General features: G+C 51.8%; 21 protein-coding genes. 13 read left to right on the top strand and 8 right to left on the bottom strand.

The window, feature by feature from the left end:
- Positions 1–10 precede the first annotated feature (10 nt).
- A complete protein-coding gene (locus tag OQV00_RS20075) occupies positions 11–196 on the top strand; it encodes a hypothetical protein (RefSeq protein ID WP_015585000.1) in 186 nt (61 codons plus the stop codon).
- A 152-nt stretch (positions 197–348) separates the two neighbouring features.
- On the opposite strand, the gene OQV00_RS20070 is transcribed toward OQV00_RS20075, so the two are convergent.
- Positions 349–627 carry a hypothetical protein gene (locus OQV00_RS20070; RefSeq protein WP_050545420.1) on the bottom strand — a complete coding sequence of 93 codons (279 nt, stop codon included), beginning with the start codon at positions 625–627 and terminating at the stop codon, positions 349–351.
- Positions 628–921: 294 nt separating this feature from the next.
- Positions 922–1,272: a DUF1304 domain-containing protein gene (locus OQV00_RS20065; protein ID WP_004858886.1), complete on the bottom strand. Its 351-nt coding sequence runs from the start codon at positions 1,270–1,272 to the stop codon at positions 922–924.
- A 172-nt stretch (positions 1,273–1,444) separates the two neighbouring features.
- On the opposite strand from OQV00_RS20065, the gene OQV00_RS20060 reads away from it, so the two are divergent.
- Positions 1,445–2,731: a citrate synthase gene (locus OQV00_RS20060; protein WP_064359652.1), complete on the top strand. Its 1,287-nt coding sequence runs from the start codon at positions 1,445–1,447 to the stop codon at positions 2,729–2,731.
- A gap of 189 nt (positions 2,732–2,920) precedes the next feature.
- Here OQV00_RS20060 and OQV00_RS27180 read toward each other — a convergent pair whose 3' ends face one another.
- The 3 genes from OQV00_RS27180 to OQV00_RS20050 form a co-directional block, all read right to left on the bottom strand.
- The gene (locus OQV00_RS27180; protein WP_350340430.1) at positions 2,921–3,034 is read right to left on the bottom strand and encodes a YnaM/YnfT family protein; all 114 of its coding nucleotides are present in this window, start codon (positions 3,032–3,034) and stop codon (positions 2,921–2,923) included.
- 39 nt (positions 3,035–3,073) lie between these two features.
- Positions 3,074–3,310, bottom strand: coding sequence for a hypothetical protein (locus OQV00_RS20055; RefSeq protein WP_004858894.1), 237 nt, complete (start codon positions 3,308–3,310; stop codon positions 3,074–3,076).
- 210 nt (positions 3,311–3,520) lie between these two features.
- Positions 3,521–3,754, bottom strand: coding sequence for a hypothetical protein (locus tag OQV00_RS20050; protein WP_032716782.1), 234 nt, complete (start codon positions 3,752–3,754; stop codon positions 3,521–3,523).
- 554 nt (positions 3,755–4,308) lie between these two features.
- On the opposite strand from OQV00_RS20050, the gene ymcF reads away from it, so the two are divergent.
- The 3 genes from ymcF (at position 4,309) to OQV00_RS20035 (ending at position 5,169) form a co-directional block, all read left to right on the top strand.
- The gene (ymcF, locus tag OQV00_RS20045; RefSeq protein WP_071824640.1) at positions 4,309–4,497 is read left to right on the top strand and encodes a cold shock small protein YmcF; all 189 of its coding nucleotides are present in this window, start codon (positions 4,309–4,311) and stop codon (positions 4,495–4,497) included.
- An 87-nt stretch (positions 4,498–4,584) separates the two neighbouring features.
- Positions 4,585–4,815 carry a hypothetical protein gene (locus OQV00_RS20040; protein WP_004858901.1) on the top strand — a complete coding sequence of 77 codons (231 nt, stop codon included), beginning with the start codon at positions 4,585–4,587 and terminating at the stop codon, positions 4,813–4,815.
- A 141-nt stretch (positions 4,816–4,956) separates the two neighbouring features.
- The gene (locus tag OQV00_RS20035; RefSeq protein WP_004858906.1) at positions 4,957–5,169 is read left to right on the top strand and encodes a hypothetical protein; all 213 of its coding nucleotides are present in this window, start codon (positions 4,957–4,959) and stop codon (positions 5,167–5,169) included.
- Between the two features lie 9 nt (positions 5,170–5,178).
- Here the strand turns inward: OQV00_RS20035 and OQV00_RS20030 are convergent, their stop codons facing one another.
- Positions 5,179–5,451: a hypothetical protein gene (locus tag OQV00_RS20030; RefSeq protein WP_004858909.1), complete on the bottom strand. Its 273-nt coding sequence runs from the start codon at positions 5,449–5,451 to the stop codon at positions 5,179–5,181.
- A gap of 471 nt (positions 5,452–5,922) precedes the next feature.
- On the opposite strand from OQV00_RS20030, the gene OQV00_RS20025 reads away from it, so the two are divergent.
- Positions 5,923–6,087: a YnfU family zinc-binding protein gene (locus tag OQV00_RS20025; RefSeq protein WP_213672526.1), complete on the top strand. Its 165-nt coding sequence runs from the start codon at positions 5,923–5,925 to the stop codon at positions 6,085–6,087.
- 110 nt (positions 6,088–6,197) lie between these two features.
- Here OQV00_RS20025 and OQV00_RS20020 read toward each other — a convergent pair whose 3' ends face one another.
- Positions 6,198–7,064 carry a GNAT family N-acetyltransferase gene (locus OQV00_RS20020; protein ID WP_004858913.1) on the bottom strand — a complete coding sequence of 289 codons (867 nt, stop codon included), beginning with the start codon at positions 7,062–7,064 and terminating at the stop codon, positions 6,198–6,200.
- A gap of 396 nt (positions 7,065–7,460) precedes the next feature.
- Here OQV00_RS20020 and OQV00_RS20015 point away from each other — a divergent pair, with 396 nt between their 5' ends.
- Genes OQV00_RS20015 through OQV00_RS20000 form a run of 4 tightly spaced genes read left to right on the top strand, consistent with a single transcriptional unit; the run spans position 7,461 to position 11,292 of the window.
- Positions 7,461–8,264, top strand: coding sequence for an alpha/beta hydrolase (locus OQV00_RS20015; RefSeq protein WP_064357328.1), 804 nt, complete (start codon positions 7,461–7,463; stop codon positions 8,262–8,264).
- Positions 8,252–8,623 carry a RidA family protein gene (locus OQV00_RS20010; RefSeq protein WP_004858918.1) on the top strand — a complete coding sequence of 124 codons (372 nt, stop codon included), beginning with the start codon at positions 8,252–8,254 and terminating at the stop codon, positions 8,621–8,623. The genes OQV00_RS20015 and OQV00_RS20010 overlap by 13 nt, the downstream gene beginning before the upstream one ends.
- A 54-nt stretch (positions 8,624–8,677) precedes the next feature.
- Entirely contained in the window at positions 8,678–9,871 is a 1,194-nt protein-coding gene (locus OQV00_RS20005) for an amino acid aminotransferase (RefSeq protein ID WP_266279315.1), read from the top strand.
- 11 nt (positions 9,872–9,882) lie between these two features.
- The gene (locus OQV00_RS20000) at positions 9,883–11,292 is read left to right on the top strand and encodes an amino acid permease (protein WP_004858925.1); all 1,410 of its coding nucleotides are present in this window, start codon (positions 9,883–9,885) and stop codon (positions 11,290–11,292) included.
- Positions 11,293–11,332: 40 nt separating this feature from the next.
- Here the strand turns inward: OQV00_RS20000 and OQV00_RS19995 are convergent, their stop codons facing one another.
- On the bottom strand, positions 11,333–11,500 hold the full coding sequence (locus OQV00_RS19995) for a hypothetical protein (protein WP_155075085.1): 168 nt from the start codon (positions 11,498–11,500) through the stop codon (positions 11,333–11,335).
- Positions 11,501–11,761: 261 nt separating this feature from the next.
- On the opposite strand from OQV00_RS19995, the gene OQV00_RS19990 reads away from it, so the two are divergent.
- The 3 genes from OQV00_RS19990 to cadB all read left to right on the top strand — a co-directional run bounded on the left by OQV00_RS19990 (position 11,762) and on the right by cadB (position 16,166).
- On the top strand, positions 11,762–12,394 hold the full coding sequence (locus OQV00_RS19990) for a CatB-related O-acetyltransferase (RefSeq protein WP_004858928.1): 633 nt from the start codon (positions 11,762–11,764) through the stop codon (positions 12,392–12,394).
- A gap of 536 nt (positions 12,395–12,930) precedes the next feature.
- A complete protein-coding gene (cadC, locus tag OQV00_RS19985; RefSeq protein ID WP_015584987.1) occupies positions 12,931–14,463 on the top strand; it encodes a lysine decarboxylation/transport transcriptional activator CadC in 1,533 nt (510 codons plus the stop codon).
- Positions 14,464–14,828: 365 nt separating this feature from the next.
- Positions 14,829–16,166, top strand: a complete 1,338-nt coding sequence (cadB, locus tag OQV00_RS19980; RefSeq protein WP_004858934.1) for a cadaverine/lysine antiporter — start codon at positions 14,829–14,831, stop codon at positions 16,164–16,166.
- Positions 16,167–16,216 lie beyond the last annotated feature (50 nt).

Below are 16,216 nucleotides of genomic sequence, written 5' to 3'. Positions count from 1 at the left end.
GGAAAGTGAATTGATAAAGGACTACCTGATTGTGGCCTACCTGACGGCAATTGCTGGCTGGCCCGTCACGCTGACATTACTTGGTCTTTCTGCAGGGGTGGCTCTCTGTTTGAGACGCAGGGTGCTGGGCGTTGTCCTCATCGTTTTGTGCATGCTGGTGGCCATCGCAGCGTGGCAGTTTGAACGTTATATGTAGAATCATACCCCCCTCATCAGTAGGCCAGTCGATGAGGTCGGACGGATTGGCATCAACCTTGTTCTCCAGCAATCCAGAGCCTGGCTGTGTTCAGATTCCTTACCTTCAGCACTGTACATGAAATTGATTATCTGAATGAGCTCACCCCAGATTTAATCCGTAATGAATTTTTCCTGATTAAATGCCATCCGGGTAAAGTTATTTGCACTGGTCCATGAGGAAAAATCCCGGAAATCAGAGAATGTTTGTGGGTGGATAACCCGGCTGTTCCAGTCGCCGATCATCGGTTTTAGCCCTTCATCGCCTTCTTCAGCGCCGTTATCAATTTGCGACAATATCTCTTCGGCCATGTCCGTTAGTTGTGTAAGTTTCTGGCGGTTTATTTTGCCTGCCTTTGGCGCCAACGTCGTCAGCCTGATCTTCGGGGCCATTATCGTTGTACTGGTAGGCTGCCTGTCGATGATTGAACGACATAAGCCGGCACTACATTCCGTGCGCAACGATGAGGAATCACCGAGATGAAGAGAAAAGGAGTGTATCTGCTGTTACTTATGGCTTCGCTGCTGAGTATCGGGCCAGCGATGTCCGATGCGCGGGTCCATAAAGTGGCGAGCATATGGGTGCTTTCGCCAATGGCCTGGGAAGCATCCCGGCACTTACCGCCTGGGGATTGATTAACGTCCCGCCGCCGTCAATGCTGGCGGCGGTCTTTTCCGGGCTCTCGGTTAACTGACGTACAGCGCTATCAGCGCCACCGTTGCCGGGAGTGCCTGCACATACAGTATTTTTCGACTGGCGGTTGCGGCGCCAAACAGCCCGGCGATCACCACGCAGATCAGAAAGAACGCTTTAAACTCAAACCCGCTCTCTGGACTCCACAGTCCCCACAGCAAACCGGCGGCCAGAAAACCGTTATACAGACCCTGATTGGCTGCCATCACCCGGGTCTCACGGGCAAAACTGGCGCTAAGGCCGAATGCCCGGCGCCCGGTTTTACTCTCCCACAAAAACATCTCCAGAATCAGAATGTAGATATGGATGGCGGCGACGACAAAAATAAGCGTATTGGCTAACACGGTAGTCCTTAGTCAGGTTAGAGCACAGGAAGCCCTGGTAAAACCCGCTTTTTATCGCGTGTTTAACCGTTTATATCAAAGAATAGCCGCATCACCCTGGCTATGTTGGAAATTCGGCCTGGAGAATGTCTTCAGGGTGATCATGCGTTGGCTGTTGAGGGGAATTTACAGGATGGGAACGAAACCGTTAATACTTTCTTTGGATGGACAAGAGGCCATCCCTCTGAATACGGTGTCCGGGACGCTGGGTCACCTCGGTATTGATCTCCGCGCGCTCGCGAATTCAGGAATGTGCAGTTTTGATCCGGGCTTCAGCAATACCGCCGGGTGTGAGTCGGCGATTTCCTATATCGATACGGAAAATAGCGTCCTGCTGCACCGTGGCTACCCGGTTGACCAGCTGGCCCGGCAGTGTGAGTTCCTGGAGGTGGCGTACATTATGCTGCACGGCGAGGCGCCCGATGAGGAGCGTTATCAGGTCTTCCGGGAAAAAATTACCCGCCATACCCTGGTGCATGAGCAGATGTCGAAAATGTGCAGCGGATTTCGGCGCGACTCCCATCCGATGGCGCTGATGTGTGCCATGGTGGGCGCACTGGCCGCGTTCTATCACGATGTGCTGGATGTCGAAAACCCCGAGCATCGTGCGCTGGCCGCCACCCGCTTGCTTTCCAAAATGCCTACGCTTGCGGCGATGAGCTATAAGTTTTCCATCGAGCAACCTGCGGTCTACCCGAGAAACGATCTCTCTTATGCCGGGAATTTCCTGCATATGCTGTTTGCGGTTCCAGCGGAAAAGTACCAGGTGAACCCGGTTATTGAGCAGGCGTTGAACCAGATTATGGTGCTCCATGCCGATCACGGGCAGTGCGCATCGACCACAACGGTGCGTGCGGCCGGCTCCTCCGGGGCGAATCTCTTCGCCTGCGTGGCGGCCGGTCTGGCGTCGATGTGGGGGCCGATGCACGGTGGCGCCAACGAGGCCAGTATGCAAATGCTGGGGGATATTGAGAGCATCGAACAGATCCCGGCGTTTATCAGTAAGGTGAAAAGGGATCCTTTGGCTTTCCGCCGGCTGGGCTTTGGCAACTCGCGCTACAAATATCTCGATCCCCGGGCGGCCATTCTGCGCGAAACCTGCCATAAGGTGCTGGCAGAGCTGGGCATGTCGGACCGACTGCTTCAGGTGGCAATGGCTCTGGAAGAGGTGGCGCTCAACGATCCCTACTTTGTGGAGAATGGACTTTCGCCGAGCGTCGATTTCTATACCGCCGTGATCCTGAAAGCGATGGGGCTACCTTCGTCGATGTTTGTCGTTATGACCGCGGTGGGACGTACGCTGGGGTGGGTCGCGCACTGGAATGAAATGCACGAGTCGCCGCTGAATATTTACCGTCCACGTCAGATTTACACCGGACAAGCGGCGCGGGATTACGTTTCGCGTCGCGGGATAAAATAAGCGCATGCCCGGTCCGGTGATGAAAGGCATTGCCGGACTTTCCACATGCGGGGCAGGACAGGGAGCGGTTGGCCGGAGATACGTCGTTATGCTATCTGAAACGCAGCCGGTAGCGATGCAACAGGATGTCTGAGGAAGAGATAGCGTCGAGGGGCTGGCCTTTATCGGAAGAGTAAATTGCGCTGAAGTTTATATATCCGTGTTATCCGGGTTATTTGAAACGGCAATCCATAGCAGGGACAGGGAAAATAAAGCCAGCGCGGCGACGGAACCGATAATTCCGAGATAAATAAATAGTGTCATAAACATAGTGTGACCTTCGGTGTGGTTAATCTGTGTGGGTTATATTTTTTTGAAATCAATCGATAAGCTCTCTTCCAGAGCATCAATCGCAATCTGCAAGAGGGGGCCTTCATCGGACCAGTTCTTCCTGGCTCCCGGGCTTTTCAGCAGCGTCAGCAGTCCTGCAGCACCCACAGGCGCACCGCTTCTGATAATTTCAAGCACGGCGTCCCCGATAATCGCTCTGACCGTCGGTAGCTCGGATGGAAGGCAAAAAAAAGTGTTTGCCGCTTTCATGTTGAAACCTCGAAGGACGCGTTCGGCGCGAGTTGCTGGCTCTTACGTTGGCTCAGGCAAATGACTCTGCATATCATTGTGGGCCACCTACGACGATGCACCTTTTTACAGGCGAAAGATACAAATTAATTCCCTTCAGAGAACATTTTAAAAAAACTTAAGTTATTGAAGGGGATAGTGAGTCTTACAGCGGTGCAGCCGCCGTGACCATTATAATTTTCCGTTTACGCGTTGATTATCCGACAAAACGTCGATTGCGGTTTGCAGGGCGATTTTATCATCGCGGCTTTTTTGCGTGCGCTGAAGCACCTGCAGATACTCACGTAGCGTTCTGGCGTTGATCGGGCGGCCAAGCTTTCCGACTTCAAGCACGGCATTACCCAGAATGATTTTAACGGGCGGGAGTTGGGCTGGGTACCAGTCGAGGATGTCTTCCGATTTCATAGCAAAAATCTCCGGGAGAGACAGAATACCACAAAATACGCGTAACATGGGGTGCCGGCAGGAATAAGCGCCTGATAAAGTTGTCAGTTATAGTCAGTTTGTGCATAGTTTTACTGGCAAAAAATACTGTTAAAAAGCTGTGAAAAATAATGCTTGTCAAAGGCTGGTTTACGTGCGTTAATGGCCTCAACGGTTTGAGTCTTAAAAATTATCTGCAACAGTTCCTGGAATTTTCTCATCGCATTTATCTTCTGATATCTCCTTTTGGGTATTTTTCTCTTCGATAAGTTTTTTTGCAGACCAGATATGCCCAAGGGCAAATTAAAAAAACGAACAACATATCTTAGACAATCACTAAAATAAGTCATGATTAAGTTGGTGAAAAACCTCAGATTAATCATGCAGAGAACGGTCGCAAAAGAAAGCGTATTCTTGGCCTGCTGTTCAGCACGGTGATTTCTGCACTATCCTTGAAAACCACAGATGAGTTTTCGCCAGAGTATAACCTCTAGTCCCTGCGGTAGTGAATGTTGTCACACATAAAGGTTAACATTATGACTGAATACATTCATTTCAGATGCCCGTGTTGTCATGGGTCACAATACAGAACATCGAATTACGATGTGACGGAAAAAAATCCCTTTGGCGCAAAATGTATCTTTTGTAAAACATCAATGATTACATTTGATAATATTGCTCCTTACATTTCCAACGGCGCGGCGACAATGGCGTGTCGGAAATAACGAAAGGGCCCCGGACGGGGCCTTTTCTTTTTCATCACCCAATGGATGGCATCGCCATCATTATGCTTTCAGCCAGGTGGTAGACTCATGAAGAAAGTTATTGTTTTTTTCAATGCATTACCGGCAGTTGTCGCGAAAATAGTGCCGGGGGTAACAACAATATTACGTGAGTATCCTAACGGTGAACAAAAACAGCTGCAGATCATGTCTGCTGAATTTCCTTCCTTGACGGGCGATCATCGCATTGTGCATGTTGCCTCCGATCGCGATTTAACCTCAGCCGAGATTCAAAACGCGGCGATAAAACTGTTGTCATAGCGCGGCGATAGCCGGTCGCCCGCGGCAGGATGAGTCCACTTCTATGCCGCGCCGACAGGGGCGACAGCATGATTTAATGGGTGAATGTCCGGTGAGCGCCTATAATTTAAAGGCGTGTGTTGCTATTCGAGGTAAAGTTGTATGATTACGCACCCGGAAGTTCGGCGCTGGGCATCGGTGATGCTGACCTCCGCTTTACGCGGAGAGATGTCCCAGGAAGAAATATTGAAACAGGTTCATATGATTTGTGAGAATCATGGTTCGGCGTGCCTGGAAGATGTTATCGATGAAATCTTAATTGAAGCGGGCCGTATTGGCTCAGGGCATAGCGACGGCACGTTTTATCGACATTGAACCTGAACATTAAAAGGCTATTGTAAAAGATCCTTTTTCATCGGAGATGGTCAGCTCTTTTCTTTCCGCCGCCCACACCATCTCCTGATTCTTAGAACTAAAATAAGACCCGCGCATAATTTTTTCTTCACCAAAATCAAATGTGATCTCAACAGGATGAACGGTGATGTCAATCATATAGAGATGGCCATCGACGTAACCTTTTACGCTGGCCGTGACCTGTTTCCCAATCCCGATATCGGTACGACAATTTTGAGCGTGAATTGTTGAGTTTTCAGTCATTTCTTATCTCTTGTTTGTCTGTAATCATTCGATATGAATAAACATTACCATATCTCATTCATCATATAAGCGTTAAATTAAGACTCATACTATTTATCTTATTTTTATCGGGATTTCTGCATTTAATAGGGTGATTGTGCTGTTTTTAGTGAAAACACCTGAATTTGCGCATCATGATACCTCAATCCGAGTTTGCCACCAGCGGGATACCTTCCGACAAATAAGTAAAACCGGTGTTATATGGATGCGGTTAATAATATCTGACGATGGAGTATCACCATCGCGAGAGATGAACAGAAAATCAGGAATGAAGCATCCTGATTTCAGCGCAACGCGATGCTATCAGGTAAATAGCGGATTAAAACCCGATAAAATCCTCATCATGGTCATTTCCCGATGCGCCCTGGGGTTGTGTGTTTTTTAATCAGTTAGTGGTATGATAGACCACATTCATTCAGCGGGTAAAGGTCTATGTCATTCTTCGACAACGCAGTGAAGCGCTTGAGTTCCACCTCTGATACCACGGTAACCTGTCCGCAATGCGGGCATAAATCACGGCAGCCGGTGAACAAAATTAAAAAAGGGGCGACATTAATGTGTCCGCGCTGCAAGTCCCTGTTTATTGCCACTAAATAATGCTTTCACCTCTTCCGTCACGCCCCGGTGGGGCATGGCGGGAGAGGCGGCTGCCGCCTGGGCTTCAGCGTCGCTACGAGCTTGCGCCAGTGGCGATATGGCCAGGAGAATCAGGCATGCGAGAGCGTCGGGAACATCAGCTTACGCTCCTTAAAGATATTTTCTTTTGCCGCATAGATGAAAAGAAAATCATCAATTTCAATTTTTTCGTATTCACCTGCCCGGTCTTCCCTGGGCGTAAAGCCTAAAATAACCTGGCGGGTATGTTGCGCCGCAAGTTCATTCACGATCCTGGTCATCGAACTGGTGCTGTCACAGAAAATATCAAAACAGAGCAATGCATGATCGTTTTGCATGGCGATCGCCACGGCATTATTTTTCTCCGAGTAATAGACAAAGTGCTTCATAAACGCCGAGCAGTAGAACATCAGCAGACCGAAGTTATTGTGTGCCGAGAGGCGGGAGAACGGGTTGGCTTTCTGATAATAGTACTTGAGGATATTCACATCGCTCTCTTTATCCATATCCAGCTTGCGAAAATCCCCGGCAACGGGCGTAACCGGCAGGGCGTACTGGTATTCATCGGTCTGTTCAAAGCCGAATTTAGGATAGAAATCAACGGTTGTGGAGTTAGCGAAGAGAAAAATACCGTCAGCCTGATCCTGCCAGTCAGCCAGAATATGGTTAATCAGCTGGCTGGCCAGACCCTTTTCGCGATAATCGGTGGCGGTCATCACGGTCCCAATCTGGATATAGCGCCTGGGCTCCCCCTGCCACATTAGATCGATAATGTTAGCCGACGCATTGGCAATCACTTTATTATGATCAACAAACGCATAAGGAATATAGGACTCGGTCCAGTAGCCTTTTTTGTACCACTCTTTAAAAGAGAGGTCAAAGGTCTTAATTGCCAAATTAATGAAGCTGTTTCTTAACACATCATCATGGACAACCTGCTTGACTAATTTGTATTTCATTGGTCTGTATTCCTTTTTATAAGTTCTGAGACCTGACACGACGACGACCATTTTAATAGCAAAATATTGACTCACTTATAGCGTTGAGTATGAACTTTTCACGATGTTTGTACAGTTTGTCCCTTCAGTGGTTTCTCAGGACGTTGGCTCGGTCACAGTACGCCGGGCAGGAAGGGGGGAGAAGCAGACGAATGCGCGGACAGGTGAGCGCCGATCCTTGACCGCCATCATTTTTGCGAGCGCATTTGCCGATAAAAGTTTCACTGGTAAAACTTATTAGCCCTGAGATTTAATTTCTATTAACTCTCACGCATTCCACTTTGTACAAGCTTGACAACATATTTTCTCATTGCTAATAGTTAAGCCACATCTTAAATAATAAACAAAGTTTAATATATGAAACTCAGCGTCGGGAGTTATGACAACAGCACAACCGTAGATAATGAGGCAGAAATACTGGCTGACTTTCAGCAGCGAAGTCAGCAGGCATATCAGAGCGGCGAAAATATCATGACTTTTTGTTATGGTGAAAGTCCACGGGAACGTATTGACTGGTTTATTTCTGCCGCCAGTAAAATGGGCACGATAATATTTGTTCATGGCGGGTACTGGCAATCCTGTAATAAAGAGGATTTTGCTTTTATTACTGCCGGGCCGCTGGCCCGCGGGTTTGATGTGATGTTGGTGGAATATACGTTAGCGCCGCAGACGACGTTAACAGAGATCCATCGGCAGATTGGCGCGGCGCTGGATGCCATTGGCCGCCAGCCGGGTCTGTGCAGCCCGGTTTATCTGAGTGGACACTCCGCAGGCGGCCATCTGGCAGCCTGCTGGCAGGCGCATCCGGTCGCCGATGCGGTCCTGGCAATCAGCGGGATTTATGAGCTTGAGCCTTTGCTGAGTACGGCGGTCAACCGGTCACTGCAGCTGACGCCCGCGGAGGTGAACGACCTCAGTCCGCTGCGTCATTTAGCGGAGAAGATCTCCCCTCTGACGCTGTTTTACGGCACCGCCGAGCGAACCGAGCTTATCGCGCAGAGTGAAAACTATGCTCAGCGGTTGCGCCAGCGGGGGAGGCCGGTTGACGTAATAGCCCTGCCGGGAGCTAACCACTACACCATCCTTGACGCGCTGTTTGCCACCGATGGCGCACTTTTCAGCCAGCTTTACCACGACGAGAATCCTTTATGCGAGACGTAATTCACACCGGCCTTCCGGATATCGGTCAGCCGTTCTCCTGGGCGACACGCGGCGGCGGGATGCTCTTTACCGCGCATGGCCCGGTTCGGGCTGATGGCACCATTGAAACCGGCCCGGCGGAACAGCAGATCGCCCTGACTTTCGATAATCTCACCCAGGCGCTACAGGCGGCCGGGAGCCATAGCGATAATGTTCTCCAGGTTATTATTTATCTGACTGACGTCAATGATGTTGCACGCCTTGATGATATTTACCAGCGCTATTTCAATGCCCCTTATCCTAATCGTTCGACGGTGATCGTTGATAAATTAGTGGTGCCGGGAATGAAAATAGAAATTACCGTCAGCGCTACGGCCTGAAAATAAAAATAAATATTCACCTGCCAGTCATATTTATTATGGCTAAGGATACCTATGTTCGCAGAAATTAAACCGTCGACTCCCGACCCTATTATGTCGTTAATGGAAGCCTATTTGCAGGACCGCAATCCGCGGAAAGTGAATTTGGGCATCGGCTTATATTATGACGAGCGAGGGGAGGTACCGCTGATGCGGGCCGTCGAGCTGGCAGAACAGCGCCTGCTGGCGCAGCAGCTGCCGCACGGCTATCCGCCGATTGAAGGCAGCGTAAGCTTTGCCAGCCAGATACAGACCTTGCTGCTGGGGCCTGCCGCCCCGGAGCATGCGCTGGCGACGGTGCAAACCGTTGGCGGTTCTGGGGCGTTGAAGCTGGCGGCCGATTTTCTCGTTCACTTTTTACAGCGTAAAGAGATTTGGGTCTCTGATCCAACCTGGGCCAACCATCAGGCGATTTTTTCCGGCGCAGGGCTGCAGGTGAACCGCTATCCCTATTTTGACAATCTCCGCGGCGAACTGCGCTTTGCCGACATGCTGGCGACCCTGCAGACGCTACCCGCCGGCACGGCGGTGCTGCTGCACCCATGCTGCCATAACCCAACCGGGACCGATCTGAGCCACAGCCAGTGGCAGACGCTTTTGGGCGTGGTTCAGGCGCAGGGACTGCTGCCATTTTTCGATATCGCCTATCAGGGTTTTGGCGCCGGGCTGGAAGAGGACTGCTATGCGCTGAGGCTGGTGCTGGAAAGCGATCTGGATTTTATCGTCGCCAACTCTTTTTCGAAAAATATCGCCCTGTACGGCCAGCGGGTCGGGGGATTAACCGTGCGCTGCGCCAACGCGCAGACCGCCGCCAACGTCCAGGGGGCCTTAAAGACCTTAATTCGCCGTAGCTATTCCTGTCCGCCGACCCACGGCAGCCGGATCGTCGACATGGTGTTAGCCGACGCGCAGCTCCGCCAGCTGTGGCAGGAAGAGCTGGCGGCCATGCGTCAGAGGATCCAGCAGATGCGCCTGCGTTTGTCCGCCGGCCTGGAACAGGGCGGTTCTCAGCTGGATTACCGGCGCATCCGCGATCAGCGCGGGATGTTCAGCTATACCGGTCTGGACGAACGGCAGGTGAGCGAGCTGCGCCAGCGCTATGCCATTTATCTGGTGGCACCGGGACGGATGTGTCTACCCGGTCTTAATGGTGACAACATTGATTATGTCACCGCCGCTATTCTCGATGTGACCACCGCCGCTCGCTAAGGCAGGAACGAATGAAAGATCGCAAGCGTTTTGATGAGATTGCACAGCGCCAGGGCGGGCTGAAGAAACAGCTTACCGCCGGGCAAATGTCGATGTTGGCGATCGGCGGCGCGATTGGTACCGGGTTGTTTCTGGGGAGCGCCTACGCCATTCAGATGGCCGGACCGTCGGTGCTGGTGAGCTATCTGATAGGGGGGGTGATTGCGCTGCTGCTGATGGGCTGCCTGGCGGAGATGACTTCAGAGCATCCGACCCCCGGCTCATTCGGTGACTATGCCGAGTTTTATCTCAGTCCGCTGTGTGGATTCCTGGTGCGCTACTCCTACTGGTCCTGCGTGGTGCTGGCGGTGGGTACCGAGGTGACGGCCATTGGAATGTATATGCAGTTCTGGTTCCCGCATACGCCGGTCTGGCCCTGGGTGCTGCTGTTCTCCGCCCTGGTGATGGTGATCAACGTTATTGGCGTGAAATGGTTCGGACAGGTGGAGTATGCGCTATCGACGATCAAGGTTCTGGCGATCGTGGCTTTTATCGTCATCGGCCTGGGGATCCTGGCCTTCTCCGCCAACCCAACCTACGGCCTGCATAATTTTACCGATGGCGGTGGGTTTATGCCGTTTGGGATCAGCGGCATGTGGTTTGCGACCATTGTTTCTATCTTCAGCTATCTGAGTATTGAAATGATCGCCGTGGCGGCAGGCGAGGCGAAAAACCCGGTGGTGGCGGTGAAGTCTGCGTTTAAAGGGACCATCCTGCGCCTGTTTATTTTCTATATGCTGTCGATTGCGCTCATGCTGGCGATTGTGCCGTGGCGTCAGTCCGGCACCAGCGAAAGCCCCTTCCTGGTGGCGATGAACGTGATTCACTTGCCGTATGCCGGCGGTATTTTTAACTTTATCGTCCTGATCGCGGCGCTCTCGGCCATGAACAGCCAGCTGTATATCACCACGCGGATGATGTTCTCGCTATCGCGTGCCGGGCAGGCACCGGCTGCGTTCGGTCGGATCAGCGCGCGCGGGATCCCGGTGAATGCGTTGGCCCTCTCCTGCGTCGGCATCATGGTCTCTATTGTCCTGAGCGTGCTCTACCCGCAGCAGGCGTTTGCCGCGATGATGTCTATTTCGGTCTATGGAGCCTGTTTCACCTGGCTGATGATCTTTATCACCCACCTGTTTTTCCGCCGCCAGCATACGCAAACGGTGCTCAAATTTCGCTTGTGGGGCTATCCCTGGAGCCCGTTGCTGGGGGCTGCTCTGATGCTGGCGCTGCTGATTTCAACAGCGTTTACCGATTTCTTCCGCATGACGCTGTGGTTTGGCATTCCGTTTACGCTGCTGCTGACCGGGCTCTATTTTTATAGCCGCCGTTCCCGGCCCATCTTATCGACGATTCATCCGCCCGAAGCCGATCGGGCGCCATAAGATAACCGCTCGCCTCTGGCCGCAGGCGAGCGGTTATTCGCTACGCTTTCCCCCAGTCGCAGATAATAACGTGGTGACGACTACGACAGTCAGGGAGCGAACTGGACTGTCCGGCGTTGTCACCTTCCGTCTCTTTTGGCGGCGGTGAAAAATACCCCGCGCAGGCGGTCAGCGGTAACACTAAAGTAAGAATAAGAAGTCTGGACACAGAAAAACCTGGCAGCGTGGGGGAAGTGCCCGTTTTTATCATTAAGAATATGATCGGGGTGGAGCTATTTTGTTTAATTATGGATAATGGCGGCGCGAGAAAATAAACATAATGCCTGTCAGTTTATTCTCAACAAAATATTCCCTGAGTCAGCCATCATGATGCCAGCAACGCTTACAGCGGTTGCTCCGGTATTGAGTTTTTCCGGGTTATGATAACGGGTCAGCAAGCGGATATATTAACGCAAGAAGGAATGCCTCGATGGCCGATAAACACTGGTCAATCACCGAACGCCTGCATCTGACGGTAACCAACCCGAATGTGATCATTCGCGGCAGCCACAGCTACTACAGCGACTGCTGGGATCGCGGATTTGAACGTTGCGTGGTGCGCTACCTGCACGGCGATGCCGTCAGCGAAGGGTGGGAGCCCTTAGGTCATGTAGATAAGCTCTTTATTGGTAATTTTGTCTGTATCGCGCCGGAAGTGGTGATCCTGATGGGCGGCAACAGCACGCACCGGATGGACTGGATCAGCCTCTATCCGTTTGTATCATGCGTTAACGAAGCCTATCAGCATCGCGGTGATACCGTGCTCGGAGATGGTTGCTGGATTGGCATGCGGGCGATGATTATGCCGGGCGTCACAATTGGCGAAGGCGCCGTGGTGGCGGCGGGAGCGGTGGTCACCAAAGACGTTCCGCCATATGCCGTCGTCGGCGGAAATCCGGCTACCTTTATTAAGTATCGTTTCCCCGAACCGGACATTGAGCGACTGCTGAAGCTGGATCTCTATCAATTAGAGGAAGAGACATTGTTGAACCTGCAGCCGCTGCTCTCCAGCCCGGATATTAGCGCGCTGGAGCAGGCGGTGGCGCAGCATCGATCCGCCTGAAAGCCGGAGCTCGTCCCTGCCGGGGCCGCGGATCTGTTGCGCGGCGACGGCGGGGAGTCCAGATAACCGGCTTTACCGCCGCTGAAGCACGCCTCTTTAATGCGCCCGCGCGCGGGTGTTTCCCGGAATAGTCCGCGTCCTGCGGAAAATCAGTCGCTGCGCTGGGCGTAATACTTCTCTGTCTGTGCGGCGACGTAGCTTGTCCCGCCGCATGAGCGGAGCATTGGGCATCATCATCCGCTTTTTCCTGGGCAATGTCGGTAGAGAGCCGGGGGGAATAGCAGCATGTGTCTCCATGAATAGTCTGGCCGCTCGGGGGCTTCCCGAAACGTCAGAGGCACAACAGGCCTTCATTTTTCTGAAGTAATGACGCAGATGTTAATAAACCATTGCCGGTTTTGTTTAGAAATAAAAACTGGCTAAGCGAAATAAGTGCAGAATGATATAACGCGTTCAAGGTAATGACCCCTATCATAAATAGGGAGGGGAAATGTGTTATCATCGCGCCTTTCCCTTTTCGTTTTGGGCTCTTTTTTATGCAACAACCTGTTGTTCGCGTGGGAGAATGGCTGGTTACACCCTCTGTTAACCAAATCAGCCGGAAGGGGCGCCAGCTTACTCTGGAACCGCGCTTAATCGATCTTTTGGTCTTCTTTGCCCGTCACCCTGGTGAAGTGCTCAGCAGGGACGAGCTTATTGATAATGTCTGGACACGTAACGTGGTCACCAGCCACGTCGTCACGCAGAGTATTTCCGAGCTACGTAAGTCGTTGAAAGATGGCAATGATAGTAGCCTCGAATATATTGCGACGGTACCCAAGCGCGGCTATAAGCTCACGGTGCCGGTCATCTGGTGCACGGAAGAGGGGGAAGAGCCCGCGATGGCGATCTCCCCTGCGGTCCCCGCTGCGACGCCTGACCTGACGACCCCGACGCGCGCTGCCGGCGAGATTGAGCAAGGCCAGACGCCGTCCGCAAAACCGGAGAAGCGCCGACGTATTACTACCTTCTGGGTATGGATCCTGTTCCTGCTGGCGCTGGGTTCCTGCGTGGCCCTGGTGGCGCTGTCGTCGATCGAGTCGCGGCCACCGGTGAATAAAGCGCGCCTGCTGCTGAACCCGCGCGATATCGATATCCATCTGCTGAAAGGTAACTCCTGCACCAACTGGGCATCGCAGCATTCGTATGCGGTGGGCCTGGGCAGTCTGGTGACCACGTCGCTCAACACCTTCTCGACCTTTATGGTGCATGACAAAACCAACTACAACATTAATGAGCCAAGCAGTTCAGGTAAAACGCTGACGATTGAGTTCGTCAACCAGCGGCACTATCGCGCGCAGCAGTGCTTTATGTCCGTGCAGATGGTGGATAACGCCGACGGTTCAACGATGATGGACAAACGTTATTTCATTACCAGCGACAACCAGCTGGCGATTCAAAACGATCTGCTGAGCAGCTTATCGGAGGCCTTAAAGCAGCCGTGGTCGGAACGCATGCAGGCGATGCTGAAACAGTATCAACCGTCGCACAGCACGGCGCTGACCCATTTCTACGAGTCGCATCAGTTATTAATGAACGGTGATGTCGATTCCTTAGGTAAGGCCAGCGCGCTGCTTGATGATGTGATTAAAGACTCGCCTGAGTTTGCTTACGCCTATGCGGAAAAAACGCTGGTGGATGTTTTGCGTCATTCGCAGCAGCCGTTAAATAAAGAGCAGCTCAACGCGCTGTACGCTGAAATCACCCGGGTTGGCGATATGCCGGGGATCAAAGATACGGCGGTATTTTACCAAATTAAAACAGTGGATTTGCTGGGCCAGGGTAAAGTCGATGAAGCGTATAACGCGATTAATACCGGGATCGACCTTGAGATGTCGTGGATGAATTACGTGCTGCTGGGTAAAGTCTACGAGATGAAAGGGGAGAACCGGGAAGCTGCGGATGCTTATCTGACGGCCTTTAATTTACGCCCGGGCGAGAACACCTTTTACTGGATTGAAAATGCAGTATTCCAGACCTCGGTTACCCGCGTGGTCCCGTACCTCGATAATTTCCTCTCTTCAGAATAAGTAAACCCTCATCATACTCAGGATGTTGAGTGTGGTGAGGTTAATTTTATGTTTCTCATGAGCACCCTGATTGTTATATGTATTTAACGCTATAATGGCGAAATACAACACAAATTCAACACGCGGAATCGGTTATAACCTGCTGTAAAACAACGATGTTTATCTTTTTATGATATCAACATGTCATCCTGATATGTTAATTGAAAAAGGTCAAAATATCATTTGTCTGATGTTTGTTGTTATTTCACTTTATCTTTAGGACTTATCTTCTTTGAATCAGTAATCTTGTTGACAGTTGGTCGGGTCAATTAAAGGTTCTATATCATGATCTGTACCTCCCAAATAAACTTAGGAGAAAAGCAAACATGAGTTCTGCCAAGAAGATAGGGCTATTTGCCTGTACCGGCGTCGTCGCTGGTAATATGATGGGGAGCGGTATTGCATTATTACCTGCGAACCTCGCCAGCATCGGTGGTATTGCTATCTGGGGATGGGTTATTTCTATTATTGGTGCGATGTCTCTGGCTTATGTTTATGCCCGACTGGCGACCAAGAACCCACAGCAGGGTGGTCCAATTGCCTATGCCGGGGAAATATCTCCTGCGTTCGGTTTCCAGACCGGCGTCCTTTATTATCATGCAAACTGGATTGGTAACCTGGCCATCGGTATTACCGCCGTTTCTTATTTGTCTACTTTCTTCCCGATTCTGAATAACCCCATTCCAGCCGGTATCGCGTGTATTGCGATCGTCTGGATATTCACCTTCGTTAATATGCTCGGCGGGACCTGGGTAAGCCGTCTGACCACCATTGGTCTGGTGCTGGTATTAATTCCGGTAGTGATGACCGCGGTTATCGGCTGGCACTGGTTTGATGCGGCGACCTATCAGGCAAACTGGAACACCTCCAGCACGCCAGACAGCCATGCGGTAATCAAAAGTATTCTGCTCTGCCTGTGGGCATTCGTCGGCGTTGAGTCTGCCGCCGTCAGCACCGGGATGGTGAAAAACCCGAAACGTACCGTTCCGCTGGCAACCATGCTGGGAACCGCGATGGCCGGCGTGGTCTATATCGCTGCGACTCAGGTTATCGCCGGGATGTACCCTGCGGCTCAGATGGCTGCCTCCGGTGCGCCGTTCGCTATCAGCGCCTCAACAATTCTTGGCGGCTGGGCTGCGCCGGTCGTCTCTGCCTTCACCGCATTTGCCTGCCTGACTTCTCTGGGCTCCTGGATGATGCTGGTTGGTCAGGCCGGGGTCCGTGCCGCTAACGATGGCAACTTCCCGAAAGTGTACGGTGAAGTGGATAACAACGGTATTCCGAAAAAAGGCCTGCTGCTGGCGGCGGTGAAAATGACCGCGCTGATGGTGCTGATTACCCTGATGAACTCCAGCGGCGGTAAAGCGTCTGACCTGTTCGGTGAACTGACCGGTATCGCCGTCCTGCTGACCATGCTGCCTTACTTCTACTCCTGCGTTGACCTGATTCGTTTCGAAGGCATTAACATTCGCAACCTTGTCAGCCTGATTTGTTCCGTCCTGGGCTGTGCGTTCTGCTTCATCGCCCTGATGGGGGCAAGCTCCTTCGAACTGGCCGGTACCTTTATCGTCAGCCTGATTATCCTGATGTTCTACGGTCGCAAAATGCATCAACGTCAGCACGAAAACGACACCACTGACAGCTCTGCCGCCAGCGCGCATTAATCCGTAACCCCTTTTCCTGGAGCTCCTTCCTGCACCTGTCACCACGTGAC

Origin of the sequence: Klebsiella sp. DY2415, from assembly GCF_026314315.1 — a bacterium.
Classification (GTDB): Bacteria; Pseudomonadota; Gammaproteobacteria; order Enterobacterales; family Enterobacteriaceae; genus Klebsiella; species Klebsiella ornithinolytica.
Note: the sequence above shows the minus strand (reverse complement) of the source record. Positions and strands in the feature narration are given on the sequence as shown.

Bases quoted from the DNA above. Each gene is read 5' to 3' on its own strand.
- OQV00_RS20070 (WP_050545420.1), bottom strand. From the start codon at position 627: ATGGCCCCGAAGATCAGGCTGACGACGTTGGCGCCAAAGGCAGGCAAA.
- OQV00_RS20060 (WP_064359652.1), top strand. From the start codon at position 1,445: ATGGGAACGAAACCGTTAATACTTTCTTTGGATGGACAAGAGGCCATC.
- OQV00_RS27180 (WP_350340430.1), bottom strand. From the start codon at position 3,034: ATGACACTATTTATTTATCTCGGAATTATCGGTTCCGTCGCCGCGCTG.
- OQV00_RS20055 (WP_004858894.1), bottom strand. From the start codon at position 3,310: ATGAAAGCGGCAAACACTTTTTTTTGCCTTCCATCCGAGCTACCGACG.
- OQV00_RS20050 (WP_032716782.1), bottom strand. From the start codon at position 3,754: ATGAAATCGGAAGACATCCTCGACTGGTACCCAGCCCAACTCCCGCCC.
- ymcF (WP_071824640.1), top strand. From the start codon at position 4,309: ATGACTGAATACATTCATTTCAGATGCCCGTGTTGTCATGGGTCACAA.
- OQV00_RS20040 (WP_004858901.1), top strand. From the start codon at position 4,585: ATGAAGAAAGTTATTGTTTTTTTCAATGCATTACCGGCAGTTGTCGCG.
- OQV00_RS20035 (WP_004858906.1), top strand. From the start codon at position 4,957: ATGATTACGCACCCGGAAGTTCGGCGCTGGGCATCGGTGATGCTGACC.
- OQV00_RS20030 (WP_004858909.1), bottom strand. From the start codon at position 5,451: ATGACTGAAAACTCAACAATTCACGCTCAAAATTGTCGTACCGATATC.
- OQV00_RS20025 (WP_213672526.1), top strand. From the start codon at position 5,923: ATGTCATTCTTCGACAACGCAGTGAAGCGCTTGAGTTCCACCTCTGAT.
- OQV00_RS20020 (WP_004858913.1), bottom strand. From the start codon at position 7,064: ATGAAATACAAATTAGTCAAGCAGGTTGTCCATGATGATGTGTTAAGA.
- OQV00_RS20015 (WP_064357328.1), top strand. From the start codon at position 7,461: ATGAAACTCAGCGTCGGGAGTTATGACAACAGCACAACCGTAGATAAT.
- OQV00_RS20010 (WP_004858918.1), top strand. From the start codon at position 8,252: ATGCGAGACGTAATTCACACCGGCCTTCCGGATATCGGTCAGCCGTTC.
- OQV00_RS20005 (WP_266279315.1), top strand. From the start codon at position 8,678: ATGTTCGCAGAAATTAAACCGTCGACTCCCGACCCTATTATGTCGTTA.
- OQV00_RS20000 (WP_004858925.1), top strand. From the start codon at position 9,883: ATGAAAGATCGCAAGCGTTTTGATGAGATTGCACAGCGCCAGGGCGGG.
- OQV00_RS19990 (WP_004858928.1), top strand. From the start codon at position 11,762: ATGGCCGATAAACACTGGTCAATCACCGAACGCCTGCATCTGACGGTA.
- cadC (WP_015584987.1), top strand. From the start codon at position 12,931: ATGCAACAACCTGTTGTTCGCGTGGGAGAATGGCTGGTTACACCCTCT.
- cadB (WP_004858934.1), top strand. From the start codon at position 14,829: ATGAGTTCTGCCAAGAAGATAGGGCTATTTGCCTGTACCGGCGTCGTC.